General features: G+C 69.6%; 15 protein-coding genes. 11 read left to right on the forward strand and 4 right to left on the reverse strand.

Annotated features, from left to right (window positions below):
• Nucleotides 1-10: 10 nt before the first annotated feature.
• From ACFE65_RS06190 to ACFE65_RS06215, 6 genes are all read left to right on the forward strand, one after another.
• Nucleotides 11-706, forward strand: a complete 696-nt coding sequence (locus tag ACFE65_RS06190; protein ID WP_375381475.1) for a pirin family protein — start codon at nucleotides 11-13, stop codon at nucleotides 704-706.
• 30 nt (nucleotides 707-736) lie between these two features.
• Nucleotides 737-1,336, forward strand: coding sequence for an NAD(P)H:quinone oxidoreductase (wrbA, locus tag ACFE65_RS06195; RefSeq protein ID WP_375381476.1), 600 nt, complete (start codon nucleotides 737-739; stop codon nucleotides 1,334-1,336).
• 64 nt (nucleotides 1,337-1,400) lie between these two features.
• Nucleotides 1,401-2,198 (forward strand): metallophosphoesterase family protein, encoded by a 798-nt coding sequence (locus ACFE65_RS06200; RefSeq protein ID WP_375381477.1) that lies wholly within the window; start codon nucleotides 1,401-1,403, stop codon nucleotides 2,196-2,198.
• Nucleotides 2,199-2,237: 39 nt separating this feature from the next.
• Nucleotides 2,238-3,380, forward strand: coding sequence for a zinc-binding dehydrogenase (locus ACFE65_RS06205; RefSeq protein WP_375381478.1), 1,143 nt, complete (start codon nucleotides 2,238-2,240; stop codon nucleotides 3,378-3,380).
• Nucleotides 3,381-3,513: 133 nt separating this feature from the next.
• Complete coding sequence (locus ACFE65_RS06210; RefSeq protein WP_375381479.1) at nucleotides 3,514-5,547, forward strand: TonB-dependent receptor; 2,034 nt, start codon at nucleotides 3,514-3,516, stop codon at nucleotides 5,545-5,547.
• A gap of 90 nt (nucleotides 5,548-5,637) precedes the next feature.
• A complete protein-coding gene (locus ACFE65_RS06215) occupies nucleotides 5,638-6,180 on the forward strand; it encodes a superoxide dismutase family protein (protein WP_375381480.1) in 543 nt (180 codons plus the stop codon).
• Nucleotides 6,181-6,184: 4 nt separating this feature from the next.
• Here the strand turns inward: ACFE65_RS06215 and thpR are convergent, their stop codons facing one another.
• Entirely contained in the window at nucleotides 6,185-6,727 is a 543-nt protein-coding gene (gene thpR / locus ACFE65_RS06220; RefSeq protein WP_375381481.1) for an RNA 2',3'-cyclic phosphodiesterase, read from the reverse strand.
• Nucleotides 6,728-6,847: 120 nt separating this feature from the next.
• Here thpR and ACFE65_RS06225 point away from each other — a divergent pair, with 120 nt between their 5' ends.
• The 5 genes from ACFE65_RS06225 (at nucleotide 6,848) to ACFE65_RS06245 (ending at nucleotide 11,116) form a co-directional block, all read left to right on the forward strand.
• Nucleotides 6,848-7,606, forward strand: a complete 759-nt coding sequence (locus ACFE65_RS06225) for a Bax inhibitor-1 family protein (protein ID WP_375381482.1) — start codon at nucleotides 6,848-6,850, stop codon at nucleotides 7,604-7,606.
• A gap of 110 nt (nucleotides 7,607-7,716) precedes the next feature.
• Nucleotides 7,717-7,998 (forward strand): hypothetical protein, encoded by a 282-nt coding sequence (locus ACFE65_RS06230; protein WP_375381483.1) that lies wholly within the window; start codon nucleotides 7,717-7,719, stop codon nucleotides 7,996-7,998.
• A gap of 199 nt (nucleotides 7,999-8,197) precedes the next feature.
• A complete protein-coding gene (locus tag ACFE65_RS06235; RefSeq protein ID WP_375381484.1) occupies nucleotides 8,198-8,749 on the forward strand; it encodes a hypothetical protein in 552 nt (183 codons plus the stop codon).
• 87 nt (nucleotides 8,750-8,836) lie between these two features.
• On the forward strand, nucleotides 8,837-10,303 hold the full coding sequence (gene gatB, locus ACFE65_RS06240) for an Asp-tRNA(Asn)/Glu-tRNA(Gln) amidotransferase subunit GatB (protein ID WP_375381485.1): 1,467 nt from the start codon (nucleotides 8,837-8,839) through the stop codon (nucleotides 10,301-10,303).
• A 9-nt stretch (nucleotides 10,304-10,312) separates the two neighbouring features.
• On the forward strand, nucleotides 10,313-11,116 hold the full coding sequence (locus tag ACFE65_RS06245; protein WP_375381486.1) for a DUF72 domain-containing protein: 804 nt from the start codon (nucleotides 10,313-10,315) through the stop codon (nucleotides 11,114-11,116).
• Here the strand turns inward: ACFE65_RS06245 and ACFE65_RS06250 are convergent.
• From ACFE65_RS06250 to hemC, 3 genes are read right to left on the reverse strand one after another with little or no spacing between them, the layout of a single operon-like run.
• The gene (locus tag ACFE65_RS06250) at nucleotides 11,106-12,008 is read right to left on the reverse strand and encodes a hypothetical protein (RefSeq protein ID WP_375381487.1); all 903 of its coding nucleotides are present in this window, start codon (nucleotides 12,006-12,008) and stop codon (nucleotides 11,106-11,108) included. The two genes, ACFE65_RS06245 and ACFE65_RS06250, sit on opposite strands and share 11 nt — an antisense overlap.
• Before the next feature lie 31 nt (nucleotides 12,009-12,039).
• Entirely contained in the window at nucleotides 12,040-12,711 is a 672-nt protein-coding gene (locus tag ACFE65_RS06255; RefSeq protein ID WP_375381488.1) for a uroporphyrinogen-III synthase, read from the reverse strand.
• Nucleotides 12,708-13,625 (reverse strand): hydroxymethylbilane synthase, encoded by a 918-nt coding sequence (gene hemC, locus ACFE65_RS06260; protein ID WP_375381489.1) that lies wholly within the window; start codon nucleotides 13,623-13,625, stop codon nucleotides 12,708-12,710. Before hemC ends, ACFE65_RS06255 begins: the two co-directional genes overlap by 4 nt.
• Between the last annotated feature and the right edge of the window lie 54 nt (nucleotides 13,626-13,679).

The raw sequence follows: 13,679 nt of genomic DNA on the forward strand, positions 1-13,679 counted from the left end.
AGTTGACGCGATGATTGACAAACGTCCTTTCGAAACGCTCGGCCATGCCGATCACGGCTGGCTCGATGCGCGGCATCATTTCTCGTTCTCAGCGTACCATGATCCCGCCCGGATGGGCTGGGGCAGCATCCGCGTGTGGAACGACGACAGGATCGCGCCCGAGACGGGCTTCCCCGCGCATCCGCATCGCGACATGGAGATCATCACTTACGTCCGCTCCGGCGCGATCACGCATCAGGACTCGATGGGGAACCAGGGCCGTACGGGCGCCGGCGACGTCCAGGTGATGAGCGCGGGCGACGGCGTCCGCCATGCCGAGTTCAACGTCGAGGACGAGCCGACGACGCTGTTCCAGATCTGGATCGAACCCCGAGTCCGCGGCGGCGAGCCGCACTGGGGCGCCCGTCCGTTCCCCAAGGGTGATCGTGCTGGTCGCTTCGTCACGCTCGCAAGCGGCTTTGCCGGCGATGACGACGCACTGCCGATCCGTGCCGATGCGCGCGTTCTCGGTGCGACGCTGAAGGCGGGCGAGAGCGTGACCCACAGCGTCGGCGAGGGGCGTCACGCCTATCTGGTGCCCGCGATCGGCGCGATCGAGGTGGATGGCATGCCGATCGCCGCCCGGGATGGCGTCGGGCTCACCGCCGGCACCGTGACCATCACCGCGACCGAGGACAGCGAGATCGTCCTCGTCGACGCCGACTGATCCCTCATCTACTCTCTGGAAGGAGCCATCATGACCAAGGTCCTCGTCCTTTATTATTCTTCCTATGGCCATCTCGAGCAGATGGCTGACGCGGTCGCCGAGGGCGCTCGCGCCGGTGGCGCCGAGGTAGACATCCGCCGTGTCGCCGAAACGGCCCCCGACGCCGTCGTCGCTGCCGCGCACTTCAAGACCGACACCGCCCACGCCGTGATCGAGGGCCCCGACGCGCTGGTCGCCTACGACGCCATCATTGTCGGCGCGCCCACCCGTTTCGGCCGCATGCCCGCGCAGATGGCGCAGTTCTGGGACACGACCGGCGGCCTGTGGTTCAGCGGCGCGCTGGTCGGCAAGGTGGGCGCGGCGTTCACGTCCACCGGCAGCCAGCACGGCGGGCAGGAGACGACACTGTTCTCGATCCTCACCAACCTGCTGCATCAGGGCCTGACGATCGTCGGCCTGGATTATGGCTTCAAGGGCCAGATGGGGGTCGAGGAGGTGGTCGGCGGATCGCCTTATGGTGCGAGCACGATTGCAGGTGACGGCAGTCGGCAGCCACATGCCGAGGAGCTCGCGGCCGCGCGCTATCTAGGCGAGAAGGTGGCGAAGACCGCGGCGAAGCTCTTCGCGTGACCGATCAGGCCGGCCGCAGCGTGTGCGGCCGGCTCTTTTCCGACGAGACCGCGTTGTCGCGCGCATGAAGCTGTTCCACGTCAGCGACGTGCATTTCGGCGCGGAGGACGGCGCCGCGATCGACTGGTTCGCCGCCTGCGTCGCCGACGAGCGGCCGGATGCCGTCATCATGACCGGCGATCTGACGATGCGCGCCCGCGCCGACGAGTTCGCGCGCGGCGGCGAATGGCTTGCCGCGCTAGGCGTGCCGACGACGGTCGAGATCGGCAACCACGACATACCCTATTACTCGGACCCGATCGGGCGGCTTGTCCGCCCCTACCGCCGTTATCTGGCGCTGGAGCGGATGATCGAGCGGCCGCTGGCGCTGCCTGGTGTGACGGTGGTCCCGCTGCGGACGGTCGCGCGGTTGCAGTGGCGGATCGACCAGTCGCGCGGACAGGTAAGCCGCCGATCGCTCGCCGAGGCGCTCGCCACGATCCGGACGGCGCCGGCGGGCGACCTGATCCTCGTCGCCGCGCACCATCCGCTGCTAGCGGCAGGCCGGACGGAGGAGGGGGAGACTCATGGCGGCATAACGGCGCTGGCGGCGCTGGCCGACGCCGGTGCGGACATGGTGCTGTCCGGCCATGTGCATTTCCCATTTGACGTGGCGTATGAGCGGGGCGACCGGACGGTACGGCTGGTCGGCGCCGGCACCTTGTCCCGCAGACTTCGCGGCGCGCCGCCGGCGTTCAACGAGATACGGGTCGGAACCGATCGCCGCTTCGAGGTGCTGGCGCGCAGCTTCTTGCCCGCGCCGGGCACCCCGTTGCGCGGTCGCTCGACGATCGGGGCTGGCGCGGAGGCGGAGGGGGTATAGGAAGCGACCGACCGACAAGGATCGGCACGGGAGAGCAGCATGACTGGCACGACGATCACCTCCGGGCTCGAGCTTCGCTCGCTCGTCACAGCCGCCGGCAGACTGGAAGTGTCGCTGGTCGATGTGCCTGTTCCCACGCTTGGCTCCGACGAGGTGCTGGTGCGGATCGAGGCGGCACCGATCAATCCGTCCGACCTGGGCCTGCTGCTTGGGCCGGCTGACGTCGCGACGATCCGCGCGGAGGGTGGCGCCGGGCGGCCAAAGATAGTCGCCGACGTCCCGTCCAAGCGCCTGATCGCCATCGCCGCGCGGCTGGACGAGTCGATGCCGGTCGGCAACGAGGGCGCCGGCACGGTGATCGATGCGGGCGAGAACGCGCGCCACCTGATCGGCCGGACCGTCGCCGTGCTGGGCGGTGCGATGTACGCGCAGTATTGCGTCATCCGGGCCGGCGCTTGCCTGGTCCTGCCTGACGGCACCACCGCGCGGGAGGGCGCGTCGGCCTATGTCAATCCGCTGACCGCGCTATCGATGGTCGAGGTGATGCGGCGCGAGGGTCATACGGCGCTGGTCCACACCGCCGCCGCGTCGAACCTGGGCCAGATGCTCAACCGCATCTGCATCGCGGACGGCGTGCCGCTGGTGAACATCGTGCGCTCCTCGGCTCAGGCGGACATCCTGCGCGAGATCGGCGCGGCGCATGTGGTCGACAGCACCGCGGACGGTTTCCTCGATACGCTGACCGACGCGCTGGAGGCGACGGGCGCGACGCTGGCCTTCGACGCGGTCGGCGGCGGGCAGCTCGCGGGGCAGATCATCGGCTGCATGGAGGCCGCGCTGCTGCGCAAGCCGGGCGCGTACAGCCGGTACGGCTCGCCGGTGCAGAAGCAGGTCTATATCTACGGCGTGCTCGACATGGCCGAGACGCGGATCGGCCGCAACGTCGGCATGGCCTGGGGCATCGGTGGCTTCCTGCTGACCTATTTCCTCGCGCAGATCGCGCCGGCGGACGCGAAGCGGATGCGGCAGCGGGTCGCGGACGAGCTGACCACCACCTTCGCCAGCCGCTACACCGCCGAGATCTCGCTGACCGACGCGCTGAAGCCCGAGGTGCTCGCCGCCTACGCACGCCGCGCGACGGGCGAGAAATACCTCATCAACCCCACTCTCGATCAGGGCTGATCGAAAGGATCGTCGCCATCCAGCGCCGCCAGTGTAAGGCGGCGGCTCGGCGAGACGGGGACCATGGTTGAAGACAGCAACGATCGCGGCGACGCTGTTGGCCGGCGGAGTCGCAGCGCCGGCCGTGGCTCAGGTGACGACGACGCAAGAGCCTGTGTCCGACGCGGGCGCGCCCGCTGACATCGTCGTCACCGGTCGCGGCCTGCCCACGCAGCCGGGCGCACGCGCCTATGACGTCGTGACCATCGACCGTGCGCGGATCGAGGGCGATGCCGCCGACCGGCTTGAGGACGTGGTGGCGGACGCGGCCGGGCTCCAGCAATTCCGCCGATCCGACTCGCGGTCCGCCAATCCCACCAGCCAGGGGATCGGGCTGCGCGGGCTCGGCGGCAATGCGTCGAGCCGGGCGCTGCTGATCCTCGACGGCGTACCGCAGGCCGATCCGTTCGGCGGCTGGATCGCGTTCCCGGCGTACGCCACCGGCCGGCTGGGCGCCATCCGGGTTACGCGCGGCGGCGGATCGGGCTATTTCGGACCCGGCGCGCTCACCGGCACCGTCGAGATCGACAGCGCCACGCCCGACCAGCTCGACGTGCTCGACCTGCGCGCTGACGGCGGCAGCCGCGGATCGGTGGATACGCAGGGATCGGCCGCGCTGGTGCGCGACGGCGGCTTTGCGACCATCTCCGGCGCCTATGCGCGCGGCGACGGCTTCACGCCGACCGTCCCGAGCCAGCAGGGCCCGGTGGATCGGCCCAGCCCCTATGAAGAGGCCTCGGGCGCGGTGCGCGCGGTAGTGAGCGTGGCGTCGCGGACGGAATTGCAGGCCAATGTCGACGCCTTCACCGACCATCGCGAGCGCGGCACCGCCTATAGCGCGATCCGCAGCGACGGCGCGGATGCCAGCCTGAGGCTCGTCGATCGGAGGCGTTGGGGCTGGTCGCTGCTCGGCTATGTCCAGGCGCGCAGCCTCGCCAACCAGTTCGTGTCGATCAACACCGCGCGCACGATGGCGACCGAGACGCTCGACCAGTACAACACGCCAGCCACGGGCCTCGGCGGCCGGCTCGAGATCGTGCCGCCGATCGGCCACGGCATCGACCTTCGCGTGGGAGCCGACGTGCGGGCGCTCTCCGGGGAAACCGAGGAACTGTACACCTATGTCGCCGGATTGCCGACACGGCGCCGCGAGGCGGGCGGCGACAGCCGCACGGCGGGCGGCTTCGCGGATGCGAGCGCGACGTTGGGCCCGGTGACGCTCAACCTCGGCGGCCGGCTTGATGCGTGGCGGATCGCGGACGGTTTCCTGAACGAGCGGGCGCTGGCTGGCGGACCCGCGCTGACGGACACGCGCTATCCCGATCGCACCGGCACGGAGCCGAGCGGGCGCGGCGGCATCGCCTGGCAGGTCGTCAAGCTGGTGACGCTGCGCGCCGCGGTCTATCGCGGCTGGCGATTGCCGACGCTCAACGAGCTGTACCGGTCGTTCCGCGTCGGCGCCGACGCGACCGCTGCCAACCCTGCGCTGAACCCGGAGCATGAGTTCGGCTATGAAGCGGGCATCGACCTGATCCCGCTGCCGCGCCTCACCCTGTCGGCGACCGCGTTCGACAATCGCCTGACGAACCCGATCGTGAACGTGACGATGGGGCAGGGGCCGGGAACGTTCCCGGTGGTGGGCGTCGTCACGGCCGGCGGCGCCTATCGGGTGCGCGAGAACCTCGACGCGATCCGCTCGCGGGGCGTGGAGGTTGATGCGCGCTACACGGTCGGCCAGGTGAGTGCGCAGGTATCCTGGGCGCACAGCTCGGCGCGCGTGGAGGGGTCCGGCATCGCTGCGCCGCTCGACGGCTTGCGCCCCGCGCAGACGCCGCTCGACCAGATCTCGGCTACCTTGGCGTGGGCGCGCCGCAATGGGCCTTCGCTGTCGGCGACGGTGCGCCACGCCTCCTCGCAATTCGACGACGATCAGAACAGCCGCGCGCTGGCGCCCGAAACGACGCTGGACGCCCGCGCCGCGATGCCGCTCTCGCACGGTGTCGCGGTCGAGGTGCGGGGCGAGAATCTGTTCGACGAGGAGGTGCAGGCGGGCACCAGCGGCGTGGGCATCATCGAGCGCGCGACGCCGCGTACGCTGTGGCTAGGGCTGCTGTACCGGCTTCGCTGACCGCTTGCGTGCTGAACGGTTGCTGCTCCGACAGACCGTGCCTAGGGTGCGAGCGGCAGTCGAACGGCGACGTCACTGAAGGAACGGGTCATGCGGGTTGCGGTAATGCGAGCGGCGGTGGTCGGCGCGGCGTTGGTCCTCGCGCTGGCCGGATGCCGGTCCCACCCGCAGACCGGATCGCCGCTCGCGGGCGGTGCCCATGCGGTGGCGGTGCTTCACAACGCCGCGGGTATCGAGGTCGGCCGCGCGACGGCGAGCGACGTCGCCGGCGGGATGCGCGTAACGCTCGACGCGCACGCGCTGCCGCCGGGCACGCATGGCGCGCATATCCACACTGTCGGCCTGTGCGACGGGCCGGACTTCCAGACCGCCGGCGGACATTGGAACCCGACGGGCGCGAAGCACGGCGCGATGAACCCGCAGGGACCGCATGAGGGCGACCTGCCCAATCTGATCGTCGGCAGCGACGGTCATGGCATCATCGGCGTCGTCGTGCCGGGCGCGAGCGTCGCGGCCTTGATGGACGCGGACGGGGCGGCGATGATGATCCACGCCGGTGCCGACGACTTGATGACCGATCCTGCCGGCAACAGCGGCGCGCGCATCGCCTGCGGCGTCTTCGCGGCGCGGTAGCCGATCAGTCCAGCGGCCAGCGCGCGACCGCCTCATACCGCGCGCCCTCACCACCCAGATGGCTTTCGTAGAGCACCAGATGGGTGAGATCGAACGGCGCGCTCGCCAGCCCGGCATGGTCGGCGAGCCATCGATCGATCGCTGGCGTGAGCCCGGCGGAGCGGGAGAAGCGCGCGAGCGTCACGTGCGGCAGATACGCGCGTCGTTCCGGCGCCACGCCGGCGCGGACGCAGGCCTGATCGACCTTGCGGTGCAGATGCGCCAGCAGCCTATGCGGCGCGACCCCGGCCCACAACGCGTCCGTCGCGCCCCGCCGGTCGAAGCGGCCGACGCCGGCCAGCGACACCTGCACCGCAGGCGCGACGACCTGCGCGAGACAGGCGGCGAGGTCCTCGGCGACCGGTCGGTCGACGGTGCCGATGAAGCGCAGCGTCAGGTGCAGCTGCTCGTCCGATTGCCAGCGCGCACCCGGGACGCCGTCCTCGATCGACAGCAGGGCGGAGCGGATAGCGGGAGGCGGGCGAAGCGCGACGAACAGGCGATGCATCGCTCGCACCCTACCGTCCCGGCCCGGGGTTCCGACAAGCGGTTTCGCTTGAAATTGGCCGGATCGAAGCCGATATCGCGATCATTCCGGCCTGTCGGCTGGAACCCAAGGAGTGTTTCGATGGCCAACTGGTCAGATCCCCGTCCCGGCACGACGCGCCCAACCAACAGCCCGTTCGGTTCGGCCGCTCGCGTTCCGGTGAGCGACGTGCGTGATGAGGGACTGCGGTCCTACATGCTGTCCGTGTACAACATGATGGCGTCGGGCGTGTTGTTGACCGGCGTCGTCGCGCTGGTCTTCGCGCTCAGCGGTTACATGCAGTTGCTGTTCAACCCGAATACCGGCCGCCCGAGCGGGTTGGGCTGGATCGTCACCTTCGCGCCCCTCGCGATCGTGTTTGCGATGAGCTTCGGCCAGGCGCGGATGCAGACGAGCACGCTGAAGGCCCTGTATTGGGCTTATGCGATCCTGATGGGCCTGTCGCTGTCGACCGTCTTTGCCGCCTACACGGGCACGTCGGTCGCGGGTGCTTTCTTCGCCACGGCGGCGGGCTTCGCTGGGTTGAGCATCTATGGCTATACGACCGGCCGTAATCTGTCGGCGTTCGGCACCTTCCTGATCGTCGGGCTGGTCGGCTTGTTCGTTGCGATGATCCTGGCGATCTGGTTCCCGGTGCTCAATCCGGTCATCAGCGTCGTCGGCGTGCTTCTGTTCGCGGGGCTGACTGCCTATGACACGCAGCGCACCAAGAACCTGTATTTCCAGGTGGCGGGTACCGGCAATGAGGACCGAGTCGTCGTGATGTCGGCGCTGAGCCTGTACCTAGACTTCATCAACATGTTCCTGTTCATGTTGCGGCTGTTCGGCAACCGCAACTGATCGATAGACGATGGCATCGAAGGGCCCGGCGAGAGATCGCCGGGCCCTTTTCGTTTCGGAACGGGCCAGTATGACGAGGCGTTGATGAGCAGCTTTCGAGGGAGAGATTCATGCCAGACGCCACTCAGACCGACACGGGAACGGACAGCCTGTCTGTCGCGCCGCCGCCCAGCGCGGGAAATCAGGAGCGCGATCCGCGGCAGGACGCCGGTCAGGATGAGTCCATCCAACGTCGGCTGGAGAAGGATCCGGCTAACGAGCAGGCGAAGCTCGACAATGGTCTAGACGAGTCGATGGACGCGTCCGACCCGATCTCCGCGACCATCCCCGGCAGCAGCACCGAGCCGCCGGCCTCCTCCGGCTTCGACGAAGATGGAGAAGCATCCCGCTGAAATATCGCCCGCCACATGTCACCTGTGGCGGCAAGTCGCACCGCGGGATCGATTGATCCCCGAAGACTCCGTTCATCGCAGCAATGTTGCGCTGCACCAACATCCATGGCTCTTTTGTGAATGTCGGGGCTGGCGTTAAGGGTGGTGTTAACCATCCGGGCGCATCACCGTCGGAGGGTAACCATTCGGGAGCGGAACGATGGGCGCACGCATGAAGCCGGCCGAAGGCGCGATGACACTGGCCGAGATGAAGGAGTTTGCGGCTTTCCCCGCCGCGACGCAGCGGTATGTTCGCCGTGCGCTCGATATCGGACTGGACCGCGAGGATGCGATGGTTCGCTGGTCGCGTGACGTCGTGGAGGCCGCGAGCATCAGTGCGCAGGCACGCATCTATACGCGGTTGCCCGACATCCGGTCCAACATCCCCGACGATAGCGGCCTCGATGCCGTGGAGCCGCTCATCGGTCCGCTCATCGCGGTCGCGGCTTTCGACCTCGGACAAGGGCGCCTCACGACGTTTTCGGCCTTCCGCTTCCTGTACGAGCGGCTGATCGGCGCGAAAATCCGGCCCTGGCTCCCGGCCGCCTTCTGCTCGGCGGCTTCCTTGCCGCACCTTCATCCCGAGTTGCGCCGCAAGCTGCTCCAGTCGATCAGCGAGGCCGCCGCGACGGCTTCCGGCTGGTCGACGCGTCAGCCCGCCTTCTTCCCTTATTGGGTCGAGAAGGTCGACGTGGCTGCGCTCCCCAGCTGATTGGCCCCGCCGCGGTAGTCGATTACTCGCGACCGCCGCGGCGAACCGCGCTATCCTGCGGAGGCTAACCCTCGCAGAGACGTGACCATGGCAGACGCAACCGCTCCCTTCCGCATCCACGGCGCCACCGGCGATTGGGAGGTGGTGGTCGGGCTCGAGGTCCATGCGCAGGTCGCCAGCCAGGCGAAGCTGTTTTCCGGCGCCTCGACCACCTTCGGCGCGGAACCCAACACGCAGGTTAGCCTGGTGGACGCCGCGATGCCGGGCATGCTGCCCGTCCCGAACCGCGAATGCATCCGCCAGGCGGTCCGCACCGGCATGGCGATCGACGCCACCATCAACCCGTGGAGCCGGTTCGACCGCAAGAACTATTTCTACGCCGACCTGCCGCAGGGCTACCAGATCAGCCAGCTCTATCACCCGCTCGTCGGGGAGGGATCGCTCGAGATCGAGGACGGCGAGATGGTCCGCATGATCGGCGTCGAGCGCATCCACGTCGAGCAGGATGCGGGCAAGCTGATGCACGACCAGCATCCCAGCCGCTCCTATGTCGACCTCAACCGCTCCGGCGTCGCGCTGATGGAGATCGTCAGCCGACCGGACATGCGCTCACCGGCCGAGGCCGGCGCGTATCTGCGCAAGCTGCGTGCGATCCTGCGCTATGTCGGCAGTTGCGACGGCAACATGGAGGAAGGCTCCATGCGCGCCGACGTCAACGTCTCCGTGCGGCGGCCCGGCGACGAGCTGGGGACTCGCACCGAAACCAAGAACGTCAACTCGGTCCGCTTCGTGATGGCCGCGATCGAGCATGAGGCGCGCCGGCAGGTGGCGGTGATCGAGGATGGCGGCACGATCGTGCAGGAGACGCGGCTGTTCGATCCGGACCGCGGCGTCACCCGCTCGATGCGGTCGAAGGAAGACGCGCACGATTACCGCTATTTTCCTGATCCCGACCTGTTGCCGCTGGAGCTTGACGAGGGGTTCCTGGCCGACTGCCGGGCGAGCCTGCCCGAGCTGCCGGACGCCAAGCGCCGCCGGTACGAGGGGCTTGGGGTCACGCCCTACAACGCCGGCGTGCTCACCGCGGAGGTGGAGGCGGCGCGCTGGTTCGATGCGCTGCTGGAGGCGGGGGCCGCGGCGGGCGCGGCGTCCAACTGGGTGACGGGCGAGCTGTTCGGCGCGCTCAACCGGCTGGGTCTGCCGATCGAGCGCAGTCCGGTCGCGCCGGCGCAGGCCGCCGGGTTGCTGGCGCTGGTCGCTGACGGCACGCTGTCGGGTAGTCTCGCCAAACAGGTGTTCGAGGCGATGCTCGACACCGGCCAGGACGCGGCTACGGTCGTCGAGGAACGTGGCCTGAAGCAGACCAGCGACACCGGCGCGATCGATGCGGTGATCGCGGACGTGCTGGCGAAGAACCCTGGCCAGCTCGCCCAGTATCGCGGCGGCAAGGAGGCGCTGTTCGGCTTCTTCGTCGGTCAGACGATGAAGGCGATGGGCGGCAAAGCCAATCCGGGCGTGGTCAACGAGCTGCTCAAGAAGGCGCTGGCAGGCTGAGCTGGGACGATGACCGTCGCTCCCATCCGGGTCGGTATCGGCGGCTGGACCTACGAGCCGTGGCGAGGCGGCGTGTTCTTTCCCGAGAAATGGCCGCACAAACGCGAACTCGACTATGCCTCGCGCCAGCTGACGGCGATCGAGATCAACGGCACCTATTACAGCGGCTTTAAGCCCGCGACCTTCGCCGGCTGGCGCGACACGGTGCCCGACGGCTTCGTGTTCGCGGTCAAGGCCTCGCGCTACTGCACCAATCGCAAGGTGCTCGCCGACGCGGGCGAGTCGATCGCGCGGTTCGTGGGGCAGGGGATTGTCGAACTGGGTGATCGGCTGGGCCCGATCCTGTGGCAGTTCATGGCCACCAAGCGGTTCGACCCGGATGATTTTGACGCGTTCCTCAAGTTGCTGCCCACGAAGCACGACGGTGTCGCATTGCGCCACGCGGTGCAGGTGCGGCACGACAGCTTCGCCGTCCCCGAGTTCGTCGCGATGGCGCGTAAGGCCGGCGTGGCGATCGTGTATGCAGCTTCGGCGGAGTACCCGGCTATCGCTGACGTGACGGCGGACTTCGTCTATGCTCGGCTGGAGGATGCCGAGGAGCGGCACCCGCACGGCTACGCGCCGGCAACGCTCGCCGACTGGGCGGGCCGAATGCGTGAGTGGGCGGCAGGACGCGCGCCCGACGGGCTCCCCTATGTCGTCGCCGCACCGCCTGAGGCGCGGCCGCGCGAGACGTTCGTGTTCGTCATCAACGGCGCGAAGGTCCGCGCGCCCGCGGCGGCAGTCGCGCTGATCGAGCGGCTCAGTGCGTAGCGGCCGGCGGGACGGCCGCCGTGTCGGCCGTTTCCGGCGGCGGCGCGGCAGGTAGGGCGGCGGGAACCGCTTGACCTTCGATCGCCGCGGTCTCGATCGTGTCGAGCGCATGGTGGACGTCGACATAGCGTCGCGCGGCGGCGATCCAGTTGCCCGCGTCGTCCGCGCCCGGCATCCGCCGCACTTCCCCCAGCGCCGCCTCTACCTTTCCCGCGTCGACCAGCTGCCGGATGAGCGTCATCCGGTCGCCGGGCGCGGGCGAGGGCGTACCCGCACGGTGGATCACGATCAGCGAGCCGAGTTCATGCCGCAGTCCCGACCACCAGCCGTCGCCGCCGGTGACCAGGTTGGTGGACAGCAGCTCCAGCGCCGCGCGCAGGTCCTCCAGCGTCAAGGGATTGCGCGAGGCGCCGACGATCAGGCCTAGCGCCTCCGGCTGCGCCGCGCCGAACCGTGCTCGCAGGGGCGCCTCCAGCGCGCCGAGCCGCAAGCCCCGATCGATTGCGCGGCGCGCGGCGAAGGCGATCAGCATCGCCTCCGCCCGGCTTGCCTTGCCCGAAGCGGTGGCGGCGTCCGCCCCGACGCTGGCGGTGCGTGCCTCGATCGCGGACAGCTGCGCCGCGAGCAGCGTCTCGCGTCCGGCCAGCGTCGCCGGATCGGTCGCGACCAGCGGCGCCGGCATCACCGGCCGGACGACGACCGGCGCGACGATCCGGGGCGTAGCCGATGCGCCGGTCGCTGATGCGCCGCTCCAATGGTAGCGTGCGCTGAGCAAGGCCATGATCGCCAGTCCGGCGACGAAGGCGAGCAGGATCGCGGCGGCGATCAGCGGCGTCCGGTCGCGCCGTGGGACGCGGTCGCTGGTCGGGGCGAAGGCGGAAGCGTCGCTCATCGCCGCACTATCCGTGGCGACGCGCCGCGGGTCAACCGAGCACGGATTGTGCCGCGTCCAGAAGCGAGGCGTCGTCGGGCGTTGTGGCCACCGCGACCGTGTCCCAGCCTGCACCCGCTGCTCGCGCGACGGCGGCGCTAAGGGCAGCTAGTCGTACGCCCGACCGGTTCAGGCCGGCCGCGTCGGCGAGTTCGGCCAGCCGCCGTGCCGCTCGAGGGGAGTGGAGCAGCGCCACCGCACCGGACAGCTCGCGGGTCACGACAGGATCGTGATCTAGCGCATCGCTGGCGTAGACGGTGATAGTGTGCGTGATCGCAGGCGACGTCGCCAGCCGGTCGCGCCCAGCGAGGTGGAGCGCACGGGACACGCCCATTGCGCGGGCGTCGGCTAGCAGGCTCGCCGCATCGCTCGTTCCGGTCAGACTGACGTGCAACCCTGCTTCGCGCGCCGCATCCGCGGTCGCGATCCCGACCGCGAGTACCGGCAGGCCGGCGAGCTTCGTGATCTCGGCTCCGGCGTGGCGGGCGGCGTTGGCGCTGGTCAGCACCAGCGCATCGAACTCGGCCGGATCGGGCGCCTGCCAGGCGCGGCCATGCACCTCGAACAGCGGCAGGCGGATCGCGGTCCAGCCGCTCGCCTCCACTCGCGCCGCGGTGGCGGCGTTGCCGGGTTCCGGCCGCAGGATGGCGACCGGGCGGCTCATGATGCCGGCGGTACGAACAGCCGGCGGATTGGCTCGGGCGCGCGGGCCAGCAGGTTGGCGGCGAGGCGCGTACCGAGCGGCTCTCCCGCATTGCTTTCAATCGTGTCTTCCACCCGCGCCGAGCCGTCTTCGGCCAGCAGCTCGGCTCGCAACGTCAATCGATCGCCTGCGATCGTCGCCAGCGCGGCGACCGGCGAGTGACAGTCGGCGCCGAGTGCGGCGAGCAGCGCACGCTCGGCCAGAACGCAGGCGTGGGTGCGCGGATCGTTGATGGCCGCGACTGCCCCGCGTGCGGACACGTCGTCAGCGCGAACCTCGATCCCCACCGCTCCCTGCGCCGGGGCGGGTAGCATGTCGTCGATCGCCACGCCCACGTCGTCGCGGCCGAGTCGCAAGAGTCCGGCGGCGGCGAGCAGCGTCGCGTCCGCCTCTCCCGCCGCGAGCTTCGCCAGCCGCGTGTCGACGTTGCCGCGGAAGGTGACGACCGTCAGATCGGGCCGCCGCGCGAGCAGCTGCGCCCGTCGCCGAGGCGAGCTCGTCCCCACCACCGCGCCGGGTCGCAGCGCCGCGATCGAGGGCGCCCCCACCAGCCGGTCGCGCGTGTCGGCGCGCGGCAGCGTCGCGGCGAGCCTGATCTCGGCGGGGCGGACCGTCTCCACATCCTTCATCGAGTGGACGCAGGCATCGACCTCGCCGGTCAGCAGCGCCCGATCCAGCTCCTTGGTCCACAATGCCTTGCCGCCGATCTCGGCGAGCGGCCGGTCCTGCACCCGGTCACCGGTCGTGCGGATGACGACGATGCGGATCGTCTCCGGCGCCCAACCGTGCGCGGCGGCGAGCGCGTCGCGGACGAGGTTGGCCTGCACGAGCGCGAGCGGCGATCCGCGGGAGCCCAATCGGAACCGAACGTCCACCCATCCTCCGTTCGGAGTCCCACACCCCGTTCAGGCTGAGCTCGTCGAAGCCCT

Source organism: uncultured Sphingomonas sp. (assembly GCF_964237335.1).
Taxonomy (GTDB): Bacteria; Pseudomonadota; Alphaproteobacteria; order Sphingomonadales; family Sphingomonadaceae; genus Sphingomonas.